We start from the raw sequence: 23011 nt of genomic DNA on the forward strand, positions 1-23011 counted from the left end.
CGGTCACAATTCCACCGCGGTTCCGTCGGGCAGGATCGGGACCATCGCGCTGTCGGAGTACAGCTCGATGTAGGCGTAGGCACCCGACTGCGCCAGCCCGCGGGCCTGCGCGTAGGGCATGGGCACCGGGTCGGCGCGCGAGAAGTGTTCACAGATCGAACCGAACAGGTCCAGGCGATGGTCGACGTAGGGCGGACCGAGGTGACATTTCGCGAACAGCCCCATCAGCGAGCCACCCTGTCGCGCCTCGTACTCCTGCGTGATCCACTGCATGATCTCGCGGTAGACGTGCGGGTCGGCGGTGGCGTCGAGTTGCCGGACGACGTCGAGGAGGGCGGCGGTACGTGGCCGTAGCCGTTGCTGTCGCAGCATCGGCGACACCGCCGGTCCGGCCGTCGTGGTCTTGCGTGCGGCCATCATCTGGGTGACATCGGCCCCACTGGTGGCGGCCACACGTCGGAACGTCTTGTTGAGCAACGGAACTCCTCCGGCTAGAGCACGAGAACGACGATGAGGACAAGGATGGCGAGCAGGGCCGCCGCCAGGGCGGCGATGGCCCATGGTGGTAGCTGCCGGCGTGCCGGCACCGGCGGCGGTACCGGAGCGGGCGGCGGCGGTGGCGGCGCGACCACCCGGGGAGGCGGTGGCGGAGCGGGTTGCTGTGCCGCGCGTTGCCGATAGCGTTGGGCCCAGTCCCAGTTCTGCCGGACCTGTCGCGTGCGCGCGGCCATGTCCGACAATGCGGCCTCGATCTCGCGCGTCGTCGACAACCGCACCGGCGCAGGCGATCCACCCGCCGGTGGGGCACCCCCTCCCACATCCCGGCTCAGGGCCGCGACGTCGCGCTGGACCTGGTTGCGCCGGGAATCGAGGGCCTCGTACTGCGATCGTGTCCGCCGCCCATCGGCATCGACCACCGAGATCCGCTCTGCGGCAATCCGATCGACTTCTGCCTTCTGTTCCTGTACCCGGGTGGGCATCTCCACCAGCGTGGTGAGTGCGGCGAGGTAGTCGTCACCGGCTCGCGTCATCGGGTCGCCTCGAAGGTGATCGTGGGATCGACCGGCCCGAAGGGGATCACTTCGAGCAGACCGTGGTCGTCGTTGCGGTGGAACACACCGATCCGTGGTGCCCCCTCCGGCGGGATGGCGTGCGGACCCGCCACCGACCGCAGATCGTCGATGCCCACCCGCAGCAGGACATAGGTGCCCACGCCGGCGTGGTCGTAGCCGAGGGCGTCGGTGAGTGCCCGAAGCTGCGGCCACCAACCGATGAAGGACGCGCGGGATCGCCCGTGCCCGCCGGTGATCCGTTTGAGGAGATCGGCGGCGGTGGTGGTCTCGTAGGTGACCGGATCGGTACCGAGCTCGGTGGTCAGGTCCACCCGGTGCAGACCGAGACCCACCACCATCACCCGAGTGGTGACGTCCACGAGGTCCGGCAATGCGGCAACGATCTGATCGCGCTCGACGATCTCCAGTGTGTGTCCACGACTTTCGATGGTCGGTCGCAGCAACTCCAGAAATCCGGTCGGCGCGGTCACCGAATCGGGGTGGCCGTTGAGAACCACCACCCGGCTTCCCCGTTCCCACGCCGACGTGGCGGTGAGCACCAGCGAGGTGATGACCGTCGCGGCGACGTCGTCACCGCTACCGAGCAGGACCACCGAACTGTCACCGTCGGCATCGAAGTCGGTGACGGCGGGCTGGTCGGTGACCGCCAGCGGCCGTCCCAGCCAGCCGATGCTGGTGCCCGGATGGCCGGCCGGGACACGCTGCGGCCACTGGGCGTGACTGCGTCCCAGGAAGACCCATGGCTCCGCCACCGGGCCGTCCTCGGCCGCCCGGCGCCACAGTCGGGACTGGACCCGCGTGAGGAGGTCCGGATCGGCGTAGGCGGCGATGCCCCGCTCGTTGGCCCCGTCGGCGGCCATGCCGAGGTTACGGTTGACGATCACCTCACCGCGGTAGGTCAGCTCGGCGGCAGCGGTGTTGTGCCGCGACAGGATGGCCTCGGACTCCTCGCGGGTGTTCTTGAGCGACACCCGGATCGGGAACTGCGCGAAGATCGAGTCGCCCTTGACCTGGAATCCGGAGATACCGGACACGGTCTGCGACGACAACAGCACGTGGATGCCGAAGGCGCGCCCCTGCTTGACGATGTTCTCGAACAGCCGGACCGCCTCGGTGGTCATGTCGTCGTGCCCGTCGAAGAGCACCTGGAACTCGTCGATCATCAGCAGCATGCGGCGCATCGGTTCCCCGGTGGTGGCACGGTAGCGGCTGAAGCCGTTGGTGCGGGTGCGGGTGAACAGCTCGGCGCGGCGCACCATCTCGTCGTTGACGAAGTTCAGCACGGCCAGCCCGAACGCCTTGTTGGATTCCAGACACAGGATGCGGGCGTGCGGGAGCCAGTTCTCGCCGTTCTCGTCGCGGTCGAAACGTTTGAACTCGAGGCCCTGCTTGAAGTCGAGGAGCAGCATCTCCAGCTGATCCGGGCCGTATCGGGCGGCGAGTGAGTACACGATGTCGAGCAGCAGGTTGGACTTGCCCTGACCGACCGCACCGCCGATCAGCACATTGGGATGCGGCGGGTTCTCCGACCGCAGCGAGATCGTCAGCGGCTCACGGCCGCTGCGGCCGATGACGGCCTCGATCTCGTCGTCGGCGGTCTCACGCCATGGATCGTCGACGAAGCGGTCGATGAGCTCGCCGAGTCCGATGACCGGCCCCTTGGTGTCGGAGGTACGACGAATGACCTCGGCGAGCACCGGTTGCACCACACTCGCCGGCGGCGGCCCCTCGTCGACGACGGGTACGGCGGCAGGTAGTCCGGGGACTGCCCAGTGCCCGGTTCGGTGGTCGAGCACGGTGAGGGCGCGGGCGAGTTCCTTGGGCTTGACGCCCCGAGCGGCGTTTCCCGTCGGATCGGCGACGACCAGCAGCGACACCCCGCGCGCGGGCCCGGTCTCGGCGAGCCGCACGAGGAGATCGTGGGTGACGTCGTCGATACCCGTGGGATAGTCGAGCACCACGATCACCGCGACGTCACCGGTGGGTAGCCCCTCCGACTCCCACAGCGTGCCGAGGTCACCGAGGTGATGGGAGGCGATGAGCTCGGCATTCCCAGTGGACTGCCGGGCCACCGCAGCGAGCACCTCGCGGAACTCCCCCACCGAGTGCAGGGGTGTCGGCAGGGTACCCGGGCTCACCGACCGTAGGGGCGCCAACCCGCTGGTGACTCCGGTGATCCTCGGATCGAAAACGTGAAATCGTAAGTGCCGCAGGGGAACCATCGCGGCCAGTCGCAGGAGGGCACTCTGTGTCAGGGCCGCGGTGTCGGATCTGTCGCCCTTCAGGTACCAGCCGGTGGACAGCAGGAACGGGGCCAGTGCCGGAACGTCCTCGGGTACCGAACCCGCATCACGGTCCGTGGCGCCACCAGAAGTGGCGAAACGCCCCACCCGCAGGTACCGCGGCAAGGTGGCGGCGACAGCCGACCAGTCATCGGACCACCCGGCGCCGGCGGCCGAGGGCGCGAGCTCGGCCACAGCCGCCGCGAGCAGGCCCCGCGCGCGGTTGCTGTCACGATCGGCGGCGGAATCGATGTCGGCATGGGCGGACGCGCGGTGCGCGTCGGCATCGGCCCGGGCAGCCCGAGCCCGTTCCGCCCACTGCGCATCGGCCCCGGACAGCAGTCCCCCGATGGCGTCACCGACCGCAGCCATCTGGGCGGAGAGCTCGGCAACATCCCGACGTGCCTGGGCCGCAATCCGATCCGCCTCTCGCATGTCGCCATGCGACTCGGGCGGAGGCGAGTTGGGCGGCGGGCCGGGTGGGACCGGTGCAGGAGGGAACGAGGCAGGAGGGAACGGGGCAGCGGGGGTCACGCCGGGGCCGGCCGGCGGCGTCGCCGGACGTTCGTTGCCGTCGATGTGGATGCGGCGAATGCCGGACGGGGACTGCCACGTCATGTCTCGCGCTCCTTGGACCGTCTGAGTCGAGACGCCAGCGTATCCAGCGCACAGGGCTCGGATCAGTCGCACGAACGGAGGAATCTCACGGGGCGTTTGTGGGGCGAACGAACGAATCCCGGTGCACGGAACGCGCGGTCACGCGGGGACCGCTAGCCTGGTCCGGAATCGTCGACGGCACCGACCTCATCGGTCGGTGCCGTCGACGTGAGAGCCTGCCGGCGCGGCCTACTGCGCGGGACTCACGGCCCCACCCGAGAGCACCCGGTAGGCATAGGTCGAGGCGATCAGCGTGACCGGCCCGGAGACGAGCAGACCCACCAGGCACAGCAGGGCGCCGACGATGTTCAGCAGGACAACCACGACCGCGAGCAGCAGCAGCGAGCCGACGTTCTTGCTCGTCAGATCGAAGCTGGCCTTGAGCGCATCACCCGGCGCCAGGTTGCGGTCGATCACGAAAGCGATGGTGTACCAGAGCAAGAACGTGGCGATCAGGCCCGGGATCACCAGCAGGAAGTAGCCGACCGTGGTGATCAGCCACACCAGGATCGCGGCGATGAACACCGCGGTGAGGTTGTTCCACTTGACGAAGTCGCCGAGCGCGGGCTTGCGGCCGTCGAGCTCGTCGAGGGCGCCGCGGGTGAACCCGGCCTGGATCAGCACGCCCAGGATGCCCGACACCAGGCTGGAGACGATGTTCTGGCCGAGGCTCGGCGACGACGAGAATCCGTTGATGGCAGCGGTGATCAGGCCCAGGATCAGATAAGAGATGACGGCGAACAGGATCCAGTTGAGCGCGTTGGCCTTGTACTTGTTCCAGCCGTAGCTCAGGGCCTCGCCGAGATCGAGCGTCGTCGGCGTCGGGATGCCCGTGGCCGGCGACGGATACGGCGGCGGCTGCTGGCCGGCACCGTACGACGGCGGAGGGTACGAACCGGACGGGGGCGGTGAGTTGTACCCGCCGGGCGGAGGTGTGGGCTGCCCGTACTGGGCTGGATCCCCGTACTGTGGCTGGCCCCCGTACTGTGGCTGGTCCCCCGGGTTCTGTGGCTCCCCCGAACCGGTCGGTGGATACGTCATGACACTCCTCGCGTGGTCTGGTCCTGTTTGTCGGATTGATCTCTGCGCAGGGTCGCACGTCGAGGTTCAAACCACAACGAATGCCCGCAGAACAATCGGATACACGCTGATCATCCAGGAGACCGGGACAACCGACAGCGGTGGGTTGTCGGTCAAGCACTGCCGGAGCGGAGTTTTCGCAGAACCACCCCATCTGGGTGTGGACGTCACGACCGCCAGGGGTGAGGATGTTGAACATGGCATTTCCCCCACCGGATTTTCGCCGGGACGCCATCGTCGACGCCGCCATTCGAATCCTCGATGCCGGCGGCGTCGAGGCACTCAACATGCGACGTCTGGCCGCCGACGTCGGGCTGCGGCCGATGACGCTGTACTACCACGTCCCCAACAAGACGGTCCTGTTGTCGATGGTGATCGGCGAGATGGGTCACCGGATCGTCTGGGACACCTACACCGGGTCGCCCCGCGACCGGCTGCTGGCGCAGGCGATGGACATGTACACCAAGCTCGATGCCATCCCGTGGGTGTCGGATGTGCTGCGGACCGGGACCGTGGTGGGGATGCCGGAGTTCGAGCAGGCCGAGATCTATCTGTCTGCGGGAATGGAACTCGGCCTCGACCACGAGACCGCCTTCGGTCTGTGGCGCACGTCGTGGTTCCTGATCACCACCGAACTCCAGTGGAACATCACCGCCCGCGAACGCCGCGGCGACGAGGTGGCGATCTACACCCCCGATCCTGACGAACTCACCGACTATCCGGCGGTCCGGCAGCTGTTCGACAACTGGGACGACTACACCCACGGTTATCGGATCGAGAAGTATCTCGCGGCACTCATCGACGGGCTCGCGGCGTCCGCGGGCGGGTCGTCTACCGACGGATAGACACAGATCAGTTCGCGTATGCCGGGAACGTGGTCTCGATGACCTGCCAGATCAGCGTGGCCAACGGGGTGGCGATGACCGACGGGACACCCTGGGCCTGCAACACCGTGGCGATCAGCGGAATGGTCACCACCGACCAGTCGAAGCTCGCGAAGTAGGTCTCGAGGATCGCCTTCAGATCGTTGTAGGAGACCTCCGCCGAACCGTTCGACGACCCGAGGTCGAGCGATCCGGTCGATGAGCCGGTGCTCGAGCCCGACGAGCCCGAACCGGAGTCCGACGATCCGGTGGAACCGGCGGCGGTGCCCACCGACGGGTTGGCGGCGTCGGTGACGATCGGCTCGGCGACGTCACCGTAGGCGCTGGCGGCCAGCACCGACTGCTTGACGTTGCTCTTGTCGGCGGCAACCGGGGTGGCCGCATGCTTGGCGAGCACCCACTGGGCCGCCTGGGCGTTGCGCTTGTCACCGACGGCCGACGCGCCCTTGCTGACGTCGGTCCAGTTCACTTTCGCGGCGGCCACCTGGACCGCGCCCGGTGCACTCGACGGTGCGGCGGGCGCCGGTGCGGCCACGATGGTGGTCCCGATCGCGGCGGCCAGGCCGACCCCGGCGATCCGGACTGCATAGCTGGTCTTCATCTCAATCTCCCCGAAGATTGTGGTATCCCAATGGGATTCGTCTACTCAGACCTCAGCACGTTAGCAGTGGGAAGTACCCCTCGGCAGAACTGGTCGCTGTCGGGGCCGCCACCGCTCCGGTCCGGACCGCCGGCGACCGGTGCCGCGCGCGCCGGCGCACACGGCGGCGCATCGCCGAACCGGGCATGATTGTTCACGATGCGTTCACCAGATATCTTCCATGCCCTGGTCCTGCTCAACCTGCTGTTCGCCTGCGGGCTGTGGACCCTGCTGCGCCCGAGTGTGCGCGCGGCGGTCACGCTGCTCGTCGTCGCGGTGGCGTGGGTGATCTGGAACGGCCCGATCGAGGGTGCGACGCTCGTCACGTTCACCAGGACCAACGGCCTGACCGAGTCGGATCTGCTGTCGGTGGGGGCGGCCGGAATCTCACTGTGGACTCTCGCGCGGGTGCGACGGCAGCAGCCCATACAGGACCTCAGTTAGGTTTGCCTAACCAACACCATGTAGGGTTTGTCCGAAATCGAGGTGCCCGAACGACCTGAGGTGACATTGCCATGACCCTGTCGAGTGAGACGACCGCGCCGGTCGCCCTCCGATCCCGCTCCGCCCGCCGTCGTCGGCGATCGGTGGCCGCAGCGGTCGTGGCCGCAGCGATCGGACTCGGCAGCGGAATCGGGCCGGCGTTCGCGGTGGATCCCACCGTCGAGCGCACCTCGGCGAGCTGCTACTTCACCAGTGACACCGATCGCGCCCAGAACGTGCAGACCTGCTACGTCTGGTCGGAGTCCATGCAGACCACCGTGACGGTCAAGGTCCGGCCGTCCGATCAGCAGGCCGGACAGCCCGAGCAGGCCGTCTACTTCCTGGGCCAGCTCAGCGATCCGATCGCCAACGGTCGCGGCGACCTCTACGACACGGGCTACACCCTGGTGTCGATCCCCGATTCGGCCACCACGTGGTCGGCGAACTGGGAGTCCACGCCGGTCGACAACAACGGCAACCCGCTGAGCAACTACGAAGGCAACGGCGACTTCAACCCGCAGTGGGAAACCTTTGTGGGTGAAGAACTCCCGGTGTTCCTGAACCAGAACTTCGATGTCGACACCTCCGGCAACGCGATCTCCGGACTGTCCATCTCGGGCGGGCAGGCGATCAACCTGGCACTGAAGTACCCCGAGGTGTTCTCGGTGGCGGTGTCACGCTCGGGGTACTACCACACCGACAACATCTTCGGGTACTTCGCGGTGCCGTTCATCCTGTCCAGCCGTCAGGGCGTCGGCAACGGATTCGACGGCATGTGGGGCAACCCGCTGCTGCCCGGTAACTCATGGGCCGCCAACGACGTCGCCGCCCAGATCATGCAGGCCAAGGCCAACGGCCAGACCATCATCGTCTCCACCGGCAACGGTCTGCCGGCCTCGCAGGCCGAATGGGACGAGATGATGGCCCAGGGCGGCATCCTGCACGTCGCGATCGGCGTGGGACTCGAGGTGATCTCCTTCGCGTCGACGGTGCTACTCAACATCCAGGCCGAGATCTTCGACCTCCCGGTGCAGTTCATCTACACCGACGGCGCACACACCTGGAACCGGTGGATCCGCACCGACGAGGAAGAGGTCGACAAGCTCGAGGACGCACTGAGTGGCTATGTGACCTCGCCGACCACCACCACCGCCACCAACGTGGCCCGCGTGAGCGCTGCCGCGGAGTCCACCGCGGTCGAGTCCTCCACTGTCGCAACACCGGTCGTCGCGACCCCCGAAGCCGAGACACCTGACACCGAGACGCCGGCCGCGGGGTCGACCGATACCGAGACACCCGAGACCGAGACCACCGGGACCGAGACACCCGAGACCGAGACCACCGAGACCGAGTCACCCGCCGCGGAGACCGAGCCGGCCACCGGTGAAGAGGCCGACACCGAAGGCGATTCTTCGGCAGCCGAGTCGGGCACCGCAGACGACGCCACCGAGACACCGGTCGTCGACGAGGCCGCCGGGCAGAAGTCTGCCGACCGCGATTCCACAGATATGTCGGATACCGAATGATGTTGCGGCACATGCATTGTCGTGAGGTCGGACGCCTTTTCCGGTTCATCCGTTTCTGCTAGATTCGCAGTTGTGTTCGCCACTCTCACGACCGCACTCCGGCCGCTGCTCGCCGCCGGAATCGCCGCCGCCGCACTCACCTACGTCAACACCCCCGACGCCGAGGCCCTCGACCTCGGGTCGTCGTCGTCGACTGCGGGCTGCACCACCACCGCAGCCTCCACCCACGGATGGGGAACCGCCGAGCACTACGACGGCTTCTCGTCGTTGTCGAACTGGAGCGCCTACGACGGCGCCGGTCACGACGGCAACGGCCGCCGGAGCCCGTCGGCGGTCTCCATTTCCGATGGGGCGCTGACCATCACGTCCACCATCGACGGCACGTCCGGTGGGGTGACCCCCAAGTGGGGTGGACGCAAGTACGGCCGGTGGGAGATCTGCTCACGGGCCACCGTCGCCTCCCCCACCTGGCATGCGGTCGCACTGCTGTGGCCCGACGCCGAGGACTGGCCGGTCGGCGGCGAGGTGGACTTCATGGAGATCGCCGACGCCACCCGCAGCACCGTGCAGTACAACCTGCACTACGGCGCGGCCAACAACGTCGAATCCCACACCACCTGGGGCGACGCCACCAACTGGCATGCCTGGGCCGTCGAATGGACCCCGCAGTACATCGCGGTGTACCGCGACGGTGTGCAGTGGGCGCGGAGCACCGACGTGAACCGGCTGCCACCGCGGTCGATGCACCTGGCGCTGCAGCTCGACAACTTCGGCGGACTCACCTTCCCCACCGGGCAGATGTTCGTCGATTGGGTTGCGGAGTACGGGATCTAGCGCAACCGACCGATCGCAGGGGGGGAACACTCACAAACGGAAACGGACCCTGCAGAGGCACCGATGTGCCTCTGCAGGGTCCGTTTCCGTTTGCCGACCGCCGACGCGAGCGTCAGACCGGAAGGTGGTGGCTATGCGGTCACCGACTCCTTCTCGGTGGCACCCGCCCGGCGGGCCTTGGCGGCCAGTCGCGCCGGTGCGGTCTCGGGAAGGGCGAGCAGACACAGCAGCGAGATGGTCAGCATGACGGCCAGGTAGTAGCCGATGTTGGCGGCGTCACCGGTACCGGCGATGATCCGGTTGGCGATCAGCGGCGAGATACCGCCACCGAGCACGGCACCCACGTGGAAGGCGATGCCCATACCGGTCTGCCGCTGCTCCCGCGGGAACAGTTCGGTGAAGTAGGTGTACATCGGGCCGAACAGGAAGCCGGTGCAGAAGAATCCGATGACCAGCGCGGTGACCACGGCGGCCACGGTGCCGGTCTGGGCCAGCCGGAAGATGAACAATGCCGCGACCACCGACGATGCGGCGCCGGCGATCATCACCGGACGTCGTCCGATGCGGTCGGACAGGAGCGCACCGATGACGTTGGCGACACCGTGCATCACCAGCGCGGCGATACTGCCGTACACGATCGCGGTACGCGGGAGATCCAGTCCGTCAGGGGCTTTGGCGGTGGCGTAGGAGAGCATGAAGATCGACAGGGCGAAGGTGGTGGAGTTCAGGCCGACGTTGACACCTGCGGCCAGCGCCAGCCGACGCCAGTTGGTGCGGATGACGGTGAGTGCGGGAACCCGCTTGCGCAGCTCTTCCTCGCCGTGCTCGGCGACCATCGCCTTGAACACCGGGCTCTCGGCAACGCCCTTACGAATCCAGATGCCCAGCACCAGGACCAGACCGCCGACCAGGAACGGCAGACGCCAGGCCCAGTCGTCGACCATGGTCGCCGGCATCAGCAGGACCAGCGCGAACGCGATGTTGGCGAGGATGGTGCCCACGGGGCTGCCCAGTGCGGTGAAGACGCCGTACTGGGCGCGCTTCCCGTCGGGGGCGTGCTCGATGGCGAGCACCGCCGAACCGCCGGTCTCACCACCACGACAGAGCCCGTGCACCATGCGGCACAGGACAAGCAGCAGCGGTGCCGCCACCCCGATCTGCGCGTAGGTCGGCAGCAGACCGATCAGGACGGTGGCCGCACCCATTCCGATGAAGGTCAGGGTGAGGGCCTTCTTGCGACCGTAGGTGTCACCGACCCACCCGAACAGGATAGCGCCGATCGGCGCCATCAGGAATCCGATGCCGAAGGTGGCCAGACCCATGAAGGTGCTGAACCAGGCGTCGTTGGTCTTGAAGAAGGTGTCGCTGAAGACCAGCGCGGTGGCGGTGCCGTAGATCGCGAAATCGTAGAACTCGAGGGATGTTCCGACGCCGCTGGCGAAGGCCAGGCGCCTGAAGCTGGACTTTGGTGCCGCACTCGCGGGAACCCCTGTGGACACCGGGCTGTGTTCTGACACTGACTGTTTCCTCTGATCTTCACAAGTGATGCCGCGGCGTCGTTGCCGTCGACTTCATGTCGTGTCCATCGTTACGCAACCCGGGGCACTTCACTGTGCGAGTCGGCGGAAACATAACTTTCCCGTACCCCGCGTACAGGGATTCCTAGCAGCCGTCCGTGTGCCGGCAGGGGGATCCGGGAGTCGGTGTCGGTGGCGCCCAGAACGACGGGAGTGCCCGTACCAACGGTACGGGCACTCCCGGGGTCGTGCAGGGCGAGAACCGTCACAGGAATCCGGGGATCACCGGCTCCTGACCGAGCAGTACCGATCCCGCACCGTCGTACATCGCCTGGCCGAGGGTGGCGTGCAACTGCGGGACGATCGCATCCTGCCGGAGCAGCTGCATGGGATGGCCGTTGTTGATGATCGCCGCCCCCGACACCGCACACAGGCGTCCCACCACGTCGGCGGCGGTATCGGCGATGTTGGCCGCCGACAACCGCATCCGGGCGATCTGCTCGTCGCTCGCCGGATCACCGGCGACGACGGTCTGCCACACCTCGTCGGCCACATCGAGGTAGAACGAACGCGCGGAGTTCAGCGCCACATACGCTTTCGCGAACTCTGTGCGGTAGTACGCACGTGCGGCGAGCGGCGGCGCGCCGGTGACACCGGTGCGCGATCCGGCCGCACGCACCTGGTCGAGTGCCGCCTGGGCCACACCGAGGCCCACCGCGGCGTGGGCCTGCGCCTGGTAGGCGATCAGCGGGTACCGGTAGAGCGGATCGTCGATGAATGTCTCACCGCCGCCGCGCACAAAGGTCCATTCCTGTGGCACCTCGACGTTCTCGACGATCACGTCGAACGATCCCGACGCGGCCATCCCGGTGACGTCCCAGTCGTCGACGAAGGTGACCTGATCGGGTCGCAGGACCGCCGCACGCGGCTTGCCACCGGCGCTCTCATCGCGCAGGCCGACGCCGACGTAGTCGGCACCCATACAGCCGCTGGCGTACTTCCAGCGACCGTTGATCACATAGCGACCGTCTCGCAGCGGAGCCGGCTGCATCGGGAAAAGACCTCCGGCCCAGACGATGTCGGGGCCGTCCCGGTAGATCTCGGCCTGGGTGTCGAGCGGGAGTGCACCCAGATAGGTCAACGACGACGCGAACGCGATGATCCATCCGGTCGACCCGTCGACCCGGGCCACCCGCTCGATCAGCTGCAGGAACTGCGCCGGCGGGATCGGTTCACCACCGAAGCGGATCGGTGCGGCCGCCCGGAACACGCCGAGCGGGATGAACTTCTCCACGAAATCACGCGGCACATAGTGCTGGGCGTGGAACTCCGAGCGGCGTTGCGCCAGTTCGGCGAGCACCGAATCCCAGGTGACGGTGGATGGTTCGAGTGTCGCGGTCATGGGTTGGATCTCCTGCTCGTCGTGGCTGTACCACTGCGAGGCTACGAACTCACCCGGCGCGGTGTCGATCAGCAAAGTCGGCCTTTCGCGTAGGTGATTTCCTAACCACGCCTAGTCGTTTTGCGGACTGCGTGGTGCGCGGGGCCGATCTAGGCTGACTCCATGACCGACGTGGTGCCGTGTGCTGCGCTGACCGCAGACGACCATCTCGCACTGCTCGAGGCCGGCGACACCTGCATCCTGCTGCACGATGCGGAGTCGTTGCAGATCGTGTGGGCGAACCCGGCCGCGTGCCGGATGCTGGAGGTGGAACTGGCCGAGCTGCTCCAGTTGCGGGCCAACCACATCAGCAAACCGGCCCGCGAATACGACAGGGTGGTGGCCCGCGCCCTGCTCAACCAGGCCCTGGACAGAGGCGCCGCGCGGGTGGAGTGGCATCTACGGTCCAAGTCCGGCCGGGTCTTCCGGTGCGATGCCTTCGCCACCCGGGTCGAGTTGTCCCAGGGCCCCGCGGTGATGGTCCAGTACCGCGACATCGAGCGCGAGCTGTCCACCGAGCGCGCCGAGCGGCTCACCGAGACCCATGTCGGGATGCTCACCCAGCACACGTCGACCATCGCGCTGACCGTCGCCCAGGACGGCTCGATCCAGGCGGCCACCGACACCGCACTGGGCTATCTGTTCCCCGACCGCACCACGGTCTCCCCCATCGGGCGAACCCTCATGTCGTGCACCCAGATCCGGGTCAACGGTCAACCGTCGACCTGGTCGGAGGTGGTGGCGGCGACCAGTCCGCTGCATCCGTTGCAGCTGCTCATCGACCGCGACGGCACCCCGATCTGGCTGGAGGGCAGCGTCGAACGGCTTCCCGAGCTCGCCGCACAGCGGTATCTGATCATCCTGCACGACATCACCGACCGCATCCGCGAGGAGGAGGTGCGAGAGCTCGCGCTGCACCAGGAGAACTACCTGGCGCGCTACAACGCCATGGGCGACATGGCGATGGCCATCGCCCACGAACTCGGCCAACCACTCGCCGCCGCCGACAACTTCATCACCGGAGTCCGCGGATTCTCCCGCTCCCTCGCCGGCACCGAACGCCTCGACGCCGACACCTGCAGTGACATCGACAGCGGCCTCGAGCTGGCGAGCAAACAGATCGCCCGCGCCGCCACCATCGTGAACACCGTGCGGGCCTACGTCGGACACCTCGAACACGTCGAGCAGGTCGTCGACCTCAACGACGTGGTGCGGGAGTGCCTGCCGTTCATGCAGTTACGGTCGGGGCCCACCGGCGTCCCGATCGAGGTGCGGCTCTCCGAGCAGCCCGTGTGGGTGCGTTGCGAACGGGTCCTGGTGGGCCAGGTGATGCTCAACCTGTGCTTCAACGCCGTCGACGAGATGGTCGCGTGCGGTGACACCGCCACACCCGTGGTGATCACGACGTCGAATACCGGCGGGGAGGGCATCTTCACCGTCGACGACCAGGGTCGGGGCCTCAACCGCGACCCGTTCCACGAATCGTTCACCGAGAAGGCACACGGGAGCGGAATCGGATTGGCGTTGAGCTATCGGATCATCACGCGCCAGCACGGCACCATCTGGAACCGACCACGCGCCGGGGGCGGCACGGTGTTCGGGTTCGGGTTGCCGTCCCAGTAGGCGCGGCTCCGGCTCTGGCGATCACGTCAGACGCGGCTGCGAACACCGTCGGCTCGCGGGGCCTCGACACGGGTCCTCGCCCAGGGGCTCGGTCCCGGCTCGACCATCCATGGCGATCACGGGTCGCGACAATCGGGTGACCCCGCGCTCACAATGCGACGCGATGCACCAGGACGTCGTGCACCAGCGTCGACAGGCTGTCCGATTCGGTCTTGGACTTGATCCGGACCCGATGGACGTCAACGGTTTTCACCGTGGTACCCAGATCCCGGGCGATCATCCGGCTCGACAGTCCGCCGACCACCAGCCGCAGCACGTCCCGCTCGCGGGGCGTGAGTCGACCGACCCGCTCCTCCACCAGACGACGTTCGGCACGTTGGACGAAGAGCTGGTTGGCCTTCGCCAGGTGCATCTGCACCACCTCGAGCATTCGCTGTGAGCCATAAGGCTTCTCGAGGAAGTCGACGGCCCCGGCGCGGATCGCGCGCACCGACATGGCGATGTCGCCGTGTGCAGAGCAGAAGATCACCGGCGCCGGGTAGTCGCGCTCGTTGAGGATCTCCTGCAACTGGAATCCGCTGATCCCGGGCATGCGGACGTCGACCACCACCACACCGGGTTCCTCCGGATCGAACTCGTCGAGGAACGCCGACGCGTCCGGGTAGGTCAGTGCGGTGATGCCGACGGTTCGGAGCAGAAAGGTCACCGATTGCCGTAGGTCGTCGTCGTCGTCGACGACGTGCACCACCGGCAACGCCACGGCGGTCACGGCTTCAGCAGGACCGACGAGCTCGGGTAGGCGTCGGCGAACTTGTCGGGCAGCGGTGCGACGAAGACGTTCTCGGTGCGGGTCCGGGAGATGAGCCATCGCCCGTCGACCTTGCGGAAGGCGTTGTTGAGGCGGCTCGACCGCAGCAGGCCGGTGCCGTCGGAGAACAGCCACGGCTGCATGTGAATCCACTGGGCCTCGGCGGTGTCACCGTCGACGTGGATCTGCTCGCTGGTCAGGTAGTGGGCGTTGAGCAGCAGCGCCGGATCCTGCTTCTCGCCCCAGAACCGCTGGAAGTGCTCACGCAGCGCCTGCTTGCCCTCGAGCCGGCCGAACTGGTCGGTGTAGTACTCGCCGACACCTTCCCAGATCGCGTCCTCGGTATAGAGCGCGAGGATCAGCTCGATGCGGTCGGCGTCGTCGGTGATGCCGTACTCGGGGCACGGGGTGTCGCAGAGGAACATGTAGCGGGCCTGCAGGCGCCGGATGTCGGCTTCGGCCTCGAGCACCTCGACTCGTGCGGCGAGTTCCTCGATGGTCGGCGTCGTCATGGCTTCTCCTCTGCGGTACGTGCGGCCCGAGGTGGCCGTGGACTGGTCGGCCGCCGGGATAGCTCCACGCTAGGGCGGTGCCGGTGACGACGAAATACGAGAAACCCTTATCGGCAGGTAGGGATGGTCGCGCCACCCGGGCGTTCACATGCCCGACACAATGGGCAACCGGGCCGTAGCGCACGGCCGCTACCGTCGGTGCACTGTCCCTGACACATCCGCGCGGAGGTCCCGATGGCGATACGTGGCATCACGTTCACCGTTGAGGACTGTCTACGCGCGACAGCGTTCCAGCGCCCGCGACTCGCGATGCTCTCGCTGGATCTGGGTCGGGCGCGTTCTGCAATTCTCTGGCCTCACCGCAGGTAATTCTGTTCACGGTCGGATCGGCGCTGCCGGCCTCCGACGGTGCACTCGTCGACGTCCCACCTTGTCCTGTGGGACGTTTCCCGGTCGTCTCGTCGACCGCCCTCATCCTGTCGCCCGCACTCTGCGGGTCGTACCGCCATGGAGAATTCCCATGTCCATCGAAACACCTCGGTCCTCGACGTCCCCGACATCGGACGCCGGACCAGCACAGTCGGCCGCCGCATCTGGTGATATCGAGATCGCACACGCCGACTATTCACCCCGTCTCCACAACGCCGACCTCGCGCCGGTGGCAAAGCGCACCTGGAAGGTCTACGACATCTTCGCGATGTGGATGCAGGACATCCACTCGATCACCGTCTACACCTTTGCCGCATCCCTGTTCTTCATGGGGCTCAACGGCATTCAGGTCTTCATCGCATTGGCAGTGAGTGTCCTCATCATCTGGGGTCTGATGAACCTCAGTGGCCTCGCCGGTCAGCGCACCGGAGTTCCGTTCCCGGTGCTCGCCCGGTCGAGCTTCGGTATCTGGGGCGCCAACGTCCCGGCCCTCATCCGGGCCACGATCGCCGTCATCTACTACGGAATCCTCACCTATCTCGGGTCGACGGGTATCCAGATCGCCCTGCTACGACTGAACTTCGGGTTCTTCGAACCGCTGACCAAACCGCAGTTCCTGGGGTTGCATGCGCTCGGCTGGATCTGTTTCGCGTTGATGTGGACGATCCAGCTTCTCGTCGTCCGACGCGGTATGGAGGCGATCCGCAAGTTCCAGGACTGGGCCGGGCCCGCGGTGTGGATCGTCATGTTCGTGCTCATGGTGTGGATGATCATCAAGGCCGGTGGCAACATCTCGTTCGACCTCAGTCCCCATCAGGCCCACGGTTGGGCACTCACCCACGGCATGGTGGCCGCGATCGCCCTGAACGTCTCCTTCTTCGCGACGTTCCTGGTCAACTTCGCCGATTTCGGTCGTCTCGCACCGGATGCGAAGACCGTGGTGCGCGGCAACTTCTTCGGTCTCCCGGTCAATTTCATCCTGTTCGCGATCGTGTCGGTCACCGTGACGTCGGCCAGCATCACCGTCTTCGGCGAGGCCATCACCGATCCGGTGGAGCTGATCCAGAAGACCGACAGCACCACCGCCATCCTGATCGGGGCGCTCGTGTTCGTGATCGCCACCATCGGGATCAACATCGTCGCCGACTTCATCTCGTGTGCATACGATTTCGCCAACCTCGCTCCCAAGCAGATCACCTTCTTCCGCGGCGGACTGATCGCGGCGGTCCTCTCGGTGCTGCCGCTGCCCTGGCACCTGTACAACAACCCCGAGTCGATCGCCTACTTCGTGGGTGGCCTGGGCGCATTCCTCGGTCCGCTGTTCGGAGTGCTGATCACCGACTTCTGGATCATCAAGCGCGGCCACGTCGACGTCGACGAGCTGTACACGGAGAGCCCGACGGGTAAGTACCACTACCTGCGTGGATTCAACCCTCGCGCACTCATCGCCACTGTGGTGGCGACCGTACCGGCGGCCATCCTCGCCCTGGTCCCGGCATTCAGTGGCTGGGCGGCATTCTCATGGGCGATCGGTGCCGGCATCGCCGCCGTGGTCCACACCGCGATCTCCTGGCCGCAGCGCACACCCGCTCCGGCCGCAACGAACAGCGAGAACGCCGCATGAGCCGGCGGATCGTCGTGATGAACTGCAACACATCGGAACCGATGACCGCGGCGATCGGAGCACAGGCGCAACGGAGCGCCCGCCCCGACACCGAGATCATCGCACTCCATCCACTGTGGGGTCCGGAGTCCGCCGAAGGCTACTACGACAGCTTCGTGACGGCGGCCGCCGTGCTGGACCGGATGCACACGCTGCCCGCCCGTGTGGACGCCGTGGTCATGGCGGGATTCGGCGAGCACGGCAGGGAGGGCGCACGGGAACTCCTCGACATCCCGGTGGTCGACGTCACCGAGGCCGGCGCCACCTTCGCGCAGTTCCTCGCACCGACCTACGGCGTGGTGACCACCCTGCCACGGGCCTGCGCACAGATCCGTGACAGCCTCCGAACGGCCGGCCTCCTCGAGCGGTGCACAACGATCGAGGCCGCCGACATCCCGGTGCTCGCCCTGGAAGCCGAACATGACACGACGGTGAAAGCACTGTGCCAGGCCGGTATACGAGCAATCGACCGCGGCGCCGAAGCACTGGTGCTCGGATGCGCCGGGATGGCCGGCCTCGACGCCACCGTGTCGGAGGAGCTCGGGGTGCCCGTCGTCGACGGTGTTGCCGCCGCGGTGGCACAAGCAGAAGCCCTGGTCCACTTGGGGCTGACCACATCGAAGACCTTGTCCTATGCACATCCACGTTCGAAACTCCGTACCGGATGGCCCATCTCGACCGAGGAGTACCTCCCATGATCACCAGTTCCATCCCCGTCGTCGACCTCGCACGCGCCCGATCCGGCCACACCGAGAAACTCGACGTGGCAGCCGAGATCGACCACGCCAACCAGCACATCGGATTCCTCGCCGTGGTCAACCACGGCATCCCGGCGTCGTTGTTGCAACGCATGTATGACGTCACCGCCGAGTTCTTCGATCTCTCCGAGGAGCAGAAGATGCTGGTCCTCGGGGACCGGCATTCGAGTCGCGGCTACATCCCACCCAAGAAGCGGGCCCTGGCCCGTACCCGTGGGGTGATGACTCCGGGCGATCTGGTGGAGTTCTTCTCGATCGGCCTACCCGACGTACCCACTGACGACGAATGGTTCACGCAGGCACAGACGTTCGGCTACTTTGCCGAGAACATCTGGCCTGCCTCCCCCGCGGGGTTCAGGGAGACCTGGGAGGAGTACTACCACGAGATCGAGTCCCTCGCCTTCGAGATGATGCAGCTGTTCGCGCTGGCCCTGCGACTCGACGAGCACCACTTCGACGCCATGGTGGACCGGCCGATCAGCAATCTCTTCGCCAATCACTACCCCCCGATCACCGAAACCCCTGAGCCGGGACAGATCCGGGTCGGCGAACACACCGACTACGGCAGCCTCACCCTGCTCTACCAACCCGATGCGGTGGGCGGACTCGAGGTGTGTGTCGACGGCCGGTGGGAAGCGGTCGACCCGATCCCCGGTTCGTTCGTGGTCAACATCGGTGACCTGATGGCGCGGTGGACCAACGATCGGTGGATATCGACGCTCCATCGCGTCCAGTTGCCGACCACGCAAGGACCCGAGAGCCGTCGGATCTCGTTACCGTTCTTCTGCCAGCCGAACTACGACACCCTGATCGAGACGTTGCCGACCTGTGTGCAGGAGGGTGCCGGAAGCAGGTATCCGACGATCACCTCAGGGATGAACGTCACCGGGAAGACCGACGCCAGCTTCGACGTGTAACCGGACACCGACGGCCCCGTTCCCACAGATGGGACCCAGCCCTGCCAGGACGTGCGCATCTGGCAGGGTTGGGTCACCTCTGCACACCGATCAGGCAGGTCGCGGGATGGCGGCCGAGCTGCCCTGTCCGATCCATCGGGGGACGTCGCGGCCGACAGCCGGTGGTGCCTGGATCTCGATACGTTGTTCACGCAGCGCGGTGTGCCAATCGGTGTCGCCGCGCCACACCTCGGTCAGCGTGCGCAGGTCGGTGACCACGGTGGCGTCCAACTCGTAGCCGGGGTCGAAGTCGCACACCTGCGCACGCCCCTCGTCGACGACGAGCCACCACATACCCGCCTTGCCGAGGATGTCGGGGAAGCGGAACGCGATCATGGTGCGCCGCCGCGGCCACTGTTCGATCGGGATGGTGCGGTGCATGTCCCACATGAGCAGGTGGGGGTCGAGATCGGCGTCACCGAGTTCGCCGATCCATCGGGTGCCCCACGTTCCGAGGGCGTCGACCACGTCGGACAGCTCCCGTCCCATCCCGGTGAGGGTGTAGGTCACGCGACCGCCCATCTCGGTCCGGCAGATCACCCCGGCCCGCTCCAATCCGCGGAGCCGTTTGGTCAGCAGAGCCGGCGACATCTTGGGGACACCGCGACGCAGATCGTTGAAATGTCTACTGCCCAAAAGGAGTTCGCGGACGATCAGGATCGTCCAGCGTTCGTCGAGCAGTTCCATCGCCTTGGCGACCGGGCAGAACTGTCCATATGAGGTCATACGACCACCTCCGTCGATGCGTCTCAGTACACACCCGACTCGGCGGTAGGACCAGTACAGATTCTGTACCGCCACCACTACAGATCATGGTCTGGCAACCCGAGGGCCGGCGAACGGATGCTGAAGGGGTCCCAACGATCATCGATCTCAGAAGGTGACCACCATGTCCACACCATCCACCGCCGCATTCGACACCGGGGTGAAGGCACGCCATCGCGCACTGTGGGTGTCCGGCGACTATCCGGCGGTCGCCGACGTCATCGCCGCACTCGGCGAACGGCTGGTCGAGGCCACCGCCATCGGTTCCGGGGACCGGGTGCTCGACGTGGCGGCCGGTGCCGGCAACGTCGCGGTACCCGCGGCCCGCACCGGTGCACATGTCGTGGCGAGCGACCTGACCCCCGAACTCCTCGAGACCGGCCGCACGCGTCACCCCGATCTCGGGATCATCTGGCGCACCGCCGATGCCGAGGATCTCCCGTTCGACGACGACTCGTTCGACGTGGTGACCTCCTGCGTGGGAGTGATGTTCACCCCGGACCATCTGCGCAGTGCGCGCGAACTGGTGCGCGTGTCACGCCCCGGCGGACGGATCGGACTGATCAACTGGACGCCTGCCGGCTTCATCGGCCGACTCTTCGCGGTGATGAAGCCCTACGCTCCACCTCTTCCTCCCGGCACGCAGCCCGGCATCCGATGGGGCGATCCCGATTACATCGCAACACTTTTCGGCGACAAAGCGGATCTGGAGAGCCACGCCGAGTCCCTGACGGTGTCGGCGTTCGCCGATGGCGCGGCATTCCGCGACTTCTTCAAGGCCGCCTACGGGCCCACCGTCACGGCCTACCGCAGGATCGCCGACGACGCCGAGCAGGTGGCCGCACTCGATGCCGCGATGGCCGGTCTCGCCGACGAGGCCATCGTCGACGGCACCATGGAATGGGAGTATCTGATCACCACAGCCACAGCTCGATGATCGCCGATCAGGCTGTGGCCGTGGTGATCACAGGATGTCAGGCGTTGTCGCAGTAGATCTGGGCCAGGCGGGCACTCGCCTTGCGCTCGTTGGCGAAGGCCTCGACGGTCCCGCCGCCGGGCAGGGTCACAGTGCAGATCTCCTGGAGGTCGAGGTCATCGAACTCGGCCTGCGTGATCTCCGACCCCTGGCCGCACACACTGCCGGTGGGAACACCGGTGACCATCACGTAGTAGGTGGCGCTGTACACCGGATTGATTGCACACCAACGGATCTGATCCCCCTGGGCGGCCAGCTGAAGGGTCGGCATGGAGGTGGAGAGGCTGCTGTCATCTGCGGCGGGCTGGCTACACGCTGTCGCCCCGAGGAGCAGACCTGCCCCCAGAACGCCTGCGACGATGCCCCGATTCATCATCATGGGCGAACTATAAGAGGACTTCCAGAATTGGTTCCAGATCAGTAGCAATCCATATGATCCAAATCACATCCGGAATCCGGAACAGGACCTCTCACCGGATCCGGACCGGAGTCTCACCGCCCACACAGGATTCGCATCACCGCAGGTCACAGCCCTGCCAGAAGAGTTTGTGCGGCCCCGGCGCGCGTCACCGGAAAGTGCTCGTCGAACCGCCTGTAAACGGGCATACGCGGCGGGTAAGGTCAAGGTCGAGAGATCGCCATTAGGAAGGGTAACAAATGTTCGACGAATTCCTGTGGACCGCAATCCAGTCCAACGACGTCGTTTTCGCCGCACTGCAGTACGTCTTCAGCGGTGTGAAGTAGAACGCGATCGACACCGCCCCGGCCCTTCGTCCCGAAGGACCGGGGCGTTTGTCATCTCCGCGTCGAACACCCCGTCACCCCCGACACCGTATGCCGGCGCACCACAAGACAAGGGCGGCCGGGTGCTGGGCACCCGGCCGCCGTCGACACGGACGTCTCCGCGTCGGGTTCGGCCGCCCCTAGCGGGCCGACACCTCATCGGTGGCCGAGGAGCCGGTGGGCAGGGACAGCTCACCGGAGGCCGGGGCGTTGTCGTCACCGGACGTCGGTGCGCCGACCTGCGGCGGACGCCGGCGGATGATGGCGACCACGACCGCGATCGCACCGAGCAGCCCGACGATCAGCGGAATCCACAGACGAATCCAGGCGAGCTTGGCGGCGTTGTCGGTCAGCTCGGCGGCTGCGCTCGCGACACTGGCGTCGGAGGTGTGCACGTCGGTGACCTGCATCGGGATGGTGAAGATCAGCTTGTCGAGATCACCGATCGCGGCGCCCATCGAGATCTTCTGGTCCACCACCAGGAACGACCCGAACTGCTTGTCAGCGGTCATCGTCGCCACGGTGTGGGCGACGATCGTGACCGGGACGGTGGCGCCGAGGCCGTCGAGTGCCGATGCCGGAACCCCCATCAGGGTGAGCGCCTGGGTCGGGATGACCGAACCGTCCGTGCCGAACTTCTTGCCCAGCGCAGCCTTCATGGTGGTCGCGGTCTTCTCGTCCGCGAGGGCGCCGGAGGCGTCGTAGGTGTAGCGCACCACGCTGCGGCCCTCCACGTCACCGGTCTCGGCGAACGTCAACGGCACGGCGCGGCCCAGGTAGTGGTCGTAATAGCTCTGACCGTCGTGAGACGGGTTCGGCGGGACACCGATCACCGCACCGCCGTGCTGGTCGATCACCGCGACGTTGTCGAAGGCCGGCTCCTGGGTGAAGTCGCTGCGGTTGATCGCATACTTCTGCGCGGACCCGCCGATCGGCTGCGCACCCTCGCTACGAGGCGTGGCGTAGACCGCCGACGACGACGTGATCAAGGCGGAGTTGCCCTGCACCGCATCGACTTTCATCGTTCGTTGCACTTCGACGGGTCTTTCGGCGAGCTTTCCGGTGGCATCCGGCGTCGCCATCGTGCCGACGAAGACACTCCCCTTCTCCAGGCCGGCGGGCATACGCGACAACAGTGGCGTGATCACGGTACTGAGCAGGACCGCTCCGATGACGAGGATCACTCCGAGAACGAGGAGGACAAGCGATGACCGTCGAATGTGCATGTGTGACAGTTCCCTTCGTGGGCACGTGAATGCGAGTGCATGTACCGCAAGGTGATAGGACGCGCAGGACCACCGACGCCGTGACGCAACGCCGG

21 protein-coding genes are annotated in these 23011 nt (G+C 66.5%); 9 read left to right on the plus strand and 12 right to left on the minus strand.

From position 1 onward, the window contains the following. Positions 1 to 3: 3 nt before the first annotated feature. From Q9K23_RS07955 to Q9K23_RS07970, 4 genes are all read right to left on the minus strand, one after another. Complete coding sequence (locus tag Q9K23_RS07955) at positions 4 to 477, minus strand: hypothetical protein (RefSeq protein ID WP_053777071.1); 474 nt, start codon at positions 475 to 477, stop codon at positions 4 to 6. A gap of 14 nt (positions 478 to 491) precedes the next feature. Continuing rightward, positions 492 to 1031 (minus strand): hypothetical protein, encoded by a 540-nt coding sequence (locus tag Q9K23_RS07960; RefSeq protein WP_305950465.1) that lies wholly within the window; start codon positions 1029 to 1031, stop codon positions 492 to 494. Continuing rightward, positions 1028 to 3973: an FtsK/SpoIIIE domain-containing protein gene (locus tag Q9K23_RS07965; protein WP_082365847.1), complete on the minus strand. Its 2946-nt coding sequence runs from the start codon at positions 3971 to 3973 to the stop codon at positions 1028 to 1030. Before Q9K23_RS07965 ends, Q9K23_RS07960 begins: the two co-directional genes overlap by 4 nt. A 228-nt stretch (positions 3974 to 4201) precedes the next feature. Next, on the minus strand, positions 4202 to 5053 hold the full coding sequence (locus Q9K23_RS07970; RefSeq protein ID WP_020792136.1) for a putative membrane protein: 852 nt from the start codon (positions 5051 to 5053) through the stop codon (positions 4202 to 4204). Between the two features lie 236 nt (positions 5054 to 5289). Here Q9K23_RS07970 and Q9K23_RS07975 point away from each other — a divergent pair, with 236 nt between their 5' ends. Next, positions 5290 to 5937 carry a TetR/AcrR family transcriptional regulator gene (locus Q9K23_RS07975; RefSeq protein ID WP_160319595.1) on the plus strand — a complete coding sequence of 216 codons (648 nt, stop codon included), beginning with the start codon at positions 5290 to 5292 and terminating at the stop codon, positions 5935 to 5937. 7 nt (positions 5938 to 5944) lie between these two features. On the opposite strand, the gene Q9K23_RS07980 is transcribed toward Q9K23_RS07975, so the two are convergent. Then, positions 5945 to 6577: a hypothetical protein gene (locus tag Q9K23_RS07980; protein ID WP_053777073.1), complete on the minus strand. Its 633-nt coding sequence runs from the start codon at positions 6575 to 6577 to the stop codon at positions 5945 to 5947. A gap of 198 nt (positions 6578 to 6775) precedes the next feature. On the opposite strand from Q9K23_RS07980, the gene Q9K23_RS07985 reads away from it, so the two are divergent. The 3 genes from Q9K23_RS07985 (at position 6776) to Q9K23_RS07995 (ending at position 9459) form a co-directional block, all read left to right on the plus strand. Next, positions 6776 to 7060, plus strand: a complete 285-nt coding sequence (locus tag Q9K23_RS07985; RefSeq protein ID WP_053777074.1) for a hypothetical protein — start codon at positions 6776 to 6778, stop codon at positions 7058 to 7060. Positions 7061 to 7131: 71 nt separating this feature from the next. After that, positions 7132 to 8625 carry an alpha/beta hydrolase-fold protein gene (locus tag Q9K23_RS07990; protein WP_053777075.1) on the plus strand — a complete coding sequence of 498 codons (1494 nt, stop codon included), beginning with the start codon at positions 7132 to 7134 and terminating at the stop codon, positions 8623 to 8625. A 72-nt stretch (positions 8626 to 8697) separates the two neighbouring features. Next, positions 8698 to 9459 carry a glycoside hydrolase family 16 protein gene (locus tag Q9K23_RS07995; RefSeq protein ID WP_020790457.1) on the plus strand — a complete coding sequence of 254 codons (762 nt, stop codon included), beginning with the start codon at positions 8698 to 8700 and terminating at the stop codon, positions 9457 to 9459. 131 nt (positions 9460 to 9590) lie between these two features. Here Q9K23_RS07995 and Q9K23_RS08000 read toward each other — a convergent pair whose 3' ends face one another. Further along, positions 9591 to 10976: an MFS transporter gene (locus Q9K23_RS08000; RefSeq protein WP_082365849.1), complete on the minus strand. Its 1386-nt coding sequence runs from the start codon at positions 10974 to 10976 to the stop codon at positions 9591 to 9593. Positions 10977 to 11241: 265 nt separating this feature from the next. Beyond that, positions 11242 to 12378 (minus strand): acyl-CoA dehydrogenase family protein, encoded by a 1137-nt coding sequence (locus Q9K23_RS08005; protein WP_053777089.1) that lies wholly within the window; start codon positions 12376 to 12378, stop codon positions 11242 to 11244. Between the two features lie 162 nt (positions 12379 to 12540). On the opposite strand from Q9K23_RS08005, the gene Q9K23_RS08010 reads away from it, so the two are divergent. Next, the gene (locus Q9K23_RS08010) at positions 12541 to 14040 is read left to right on the plus strand and encodes an ATP-binding protein (RefSeq protein ID WP_020790466.1); all 1500 of its coding nucleotides are present in this window, start codon (positions 12541 to 12543) and stop codon (positions 14038 to 14040) included. A 148-nt stretch (positions 14041 to 14188) separates the two neighbouring features. Here Q9K23_RS08010 and Q9K23_RS08015 read toward each other — a convergent pair whose 3' ends face one another. Further along, on the minus strand, positions 14189 to 14809 hold the full coding sequence (locus Q9K23_RS08015) for a response regulator (protein WP_020790455.1): 621 nt from the start codon (positions 14807 to 14809) through the stop codon (positions 14189 to 14191). Next, positions 14806 to 15360, minus strand: a complete 555-nt coding sequence (locus Q9K23_RS08020; RefSeq protein ID WP_020790468.1) for a nuclear transport factor 2 family protein — start codon at positions 15358 to 15360, stop codon at positions 14806 to 14808. Before Q9K23_RS08020 ends, Q9K23_RS08015 begins: the two co-directional genes overlap by 4 nt. Positions 15361 to 15880: 520 nt before the next feature. Between Q9K23_RS08020 and Q9K23_RS08025 the strand changes: the two genes are divergently transcribed. The 3 genes from Q9K23_RS08025 to Q9K23_RS08035 are packed head-to-tail and all read left to right on the plus strand — an operon-like array spanning position 15881 to position 19127. Further along, positions 15881 to 17413: an NCS1 family nucleobase:cation symporter-1 gene (locus Q9K23_RS08025; protein WP_020790464.1), complete on the plus strand. Its 1533-nt coding sequence runs from the start codon at positions 15881 to 15883 to the stop codon at positions 17411 to 17413. Next, the gene (locus tag Q9K23_RS08030; RefSeq protein ID WP_020790465.1) at positions 17410 to 18150 is read left to right on the plus strand and encodes an aspartate/glutamate racemase family protein; all 741 of its coding nucleotides are present in this window, start codon (positions 17410 to 17412) and stop codon (positions 18148 to 18150) included. The genes Q9K23_RS08025 and Q9K23_RS08030 overlap by 4 nt, the downstream gene beginning before the upstream one ends. Then, positions 18147 to 19127 (plus strand): 2OG-Fe(II) oxygenase family protein, encoded by a 981-nt coding sequence (locus Q9K23_RS08035; RefSeq protein ID WP_053777077.1) that lies wholly within the window; start codon positions 18147 to 18149, stop codon positions 19125 to 19127. The genes Q9K23_RS08030 and Q9K23_RS08035 overlap by 4 nt, the downstream gene beginning before the upstream one ends. 90 nt (positions 19128 to 19217) lie before the next feature. Here the strand turns inward: Q9K23_RS08035 and Q9K23_RS08040 are convergent, their stop codons facing one another. Beyond that, complete coding sequence (locus Q9K23_RS08040) at positions 19218 to 19892, minus strand: helix-turn-helix domain-containing protein (RefSeq protein ID WP_053777078.1); 675 nt, start codon at positions 19890 to 19892, stop codon at positions 19218 to 19220. Positions 19893 to 20055: 163 nt separating this feature from the next. Between Q9K23_RS08040 and Q9K23_RS08045 the strand changes: the two genes are divergently transcribed. After that, the gene (locus Q9K23_RS08045; protein WP_053777091.1) at positions 20056 to 20868 is read left to right on the plus strand and encodes a class I SAM-dependent methyltransferase; all 813 of its coding nucleotides are present in this window, start codon (positions 20056 to 20058) and stop codon (positions 20866 to 20868) included. A 37-nt stretch (positions 20869 to 20905) separates the two neighbouring features. Here the strand turns inward: Q9K23_RS08045 and Q9K23_RS08050 are convergent, their stop codons facing one another. Together Q9K23_RS08050 and Q9K23_RS08055 are read right to left on the minus strand one after the other, a co-directional pair. Next, entirely contained in the window at positions 20906 to 21286 is a 381-nt protein-coding gene (locus tag Q9K23_RS08050) for a hypothetical protein (protein WP_020790462.1), read from the minus strand. A 544-nt stretch (positions 21287 to 21830) separates the two neighbouring features. Further along, positions 21831 to 22916, minus strand: coding sequence for a porin PorA family protein (locus Q9K23_RS08055; RefSeq protein WP_082365851.1), 1086 nt, complete (start codon positions 22914 to 22916; stop codon positions 21831 to 21833). Positions 22917 to 23011: the final 95 nt, after the last annotated feature.

It is taken from the genome of Gordonia sp. NB41Y (assembly GCF_030718915.1).
Taxonomy (GTDB): domain Bacteria; phylum Actinomycetota; class Actinomycetes; order Mycobacteriales; family Mycobacteriaceae; genus Gordonia; species Gordonia desulfuricans.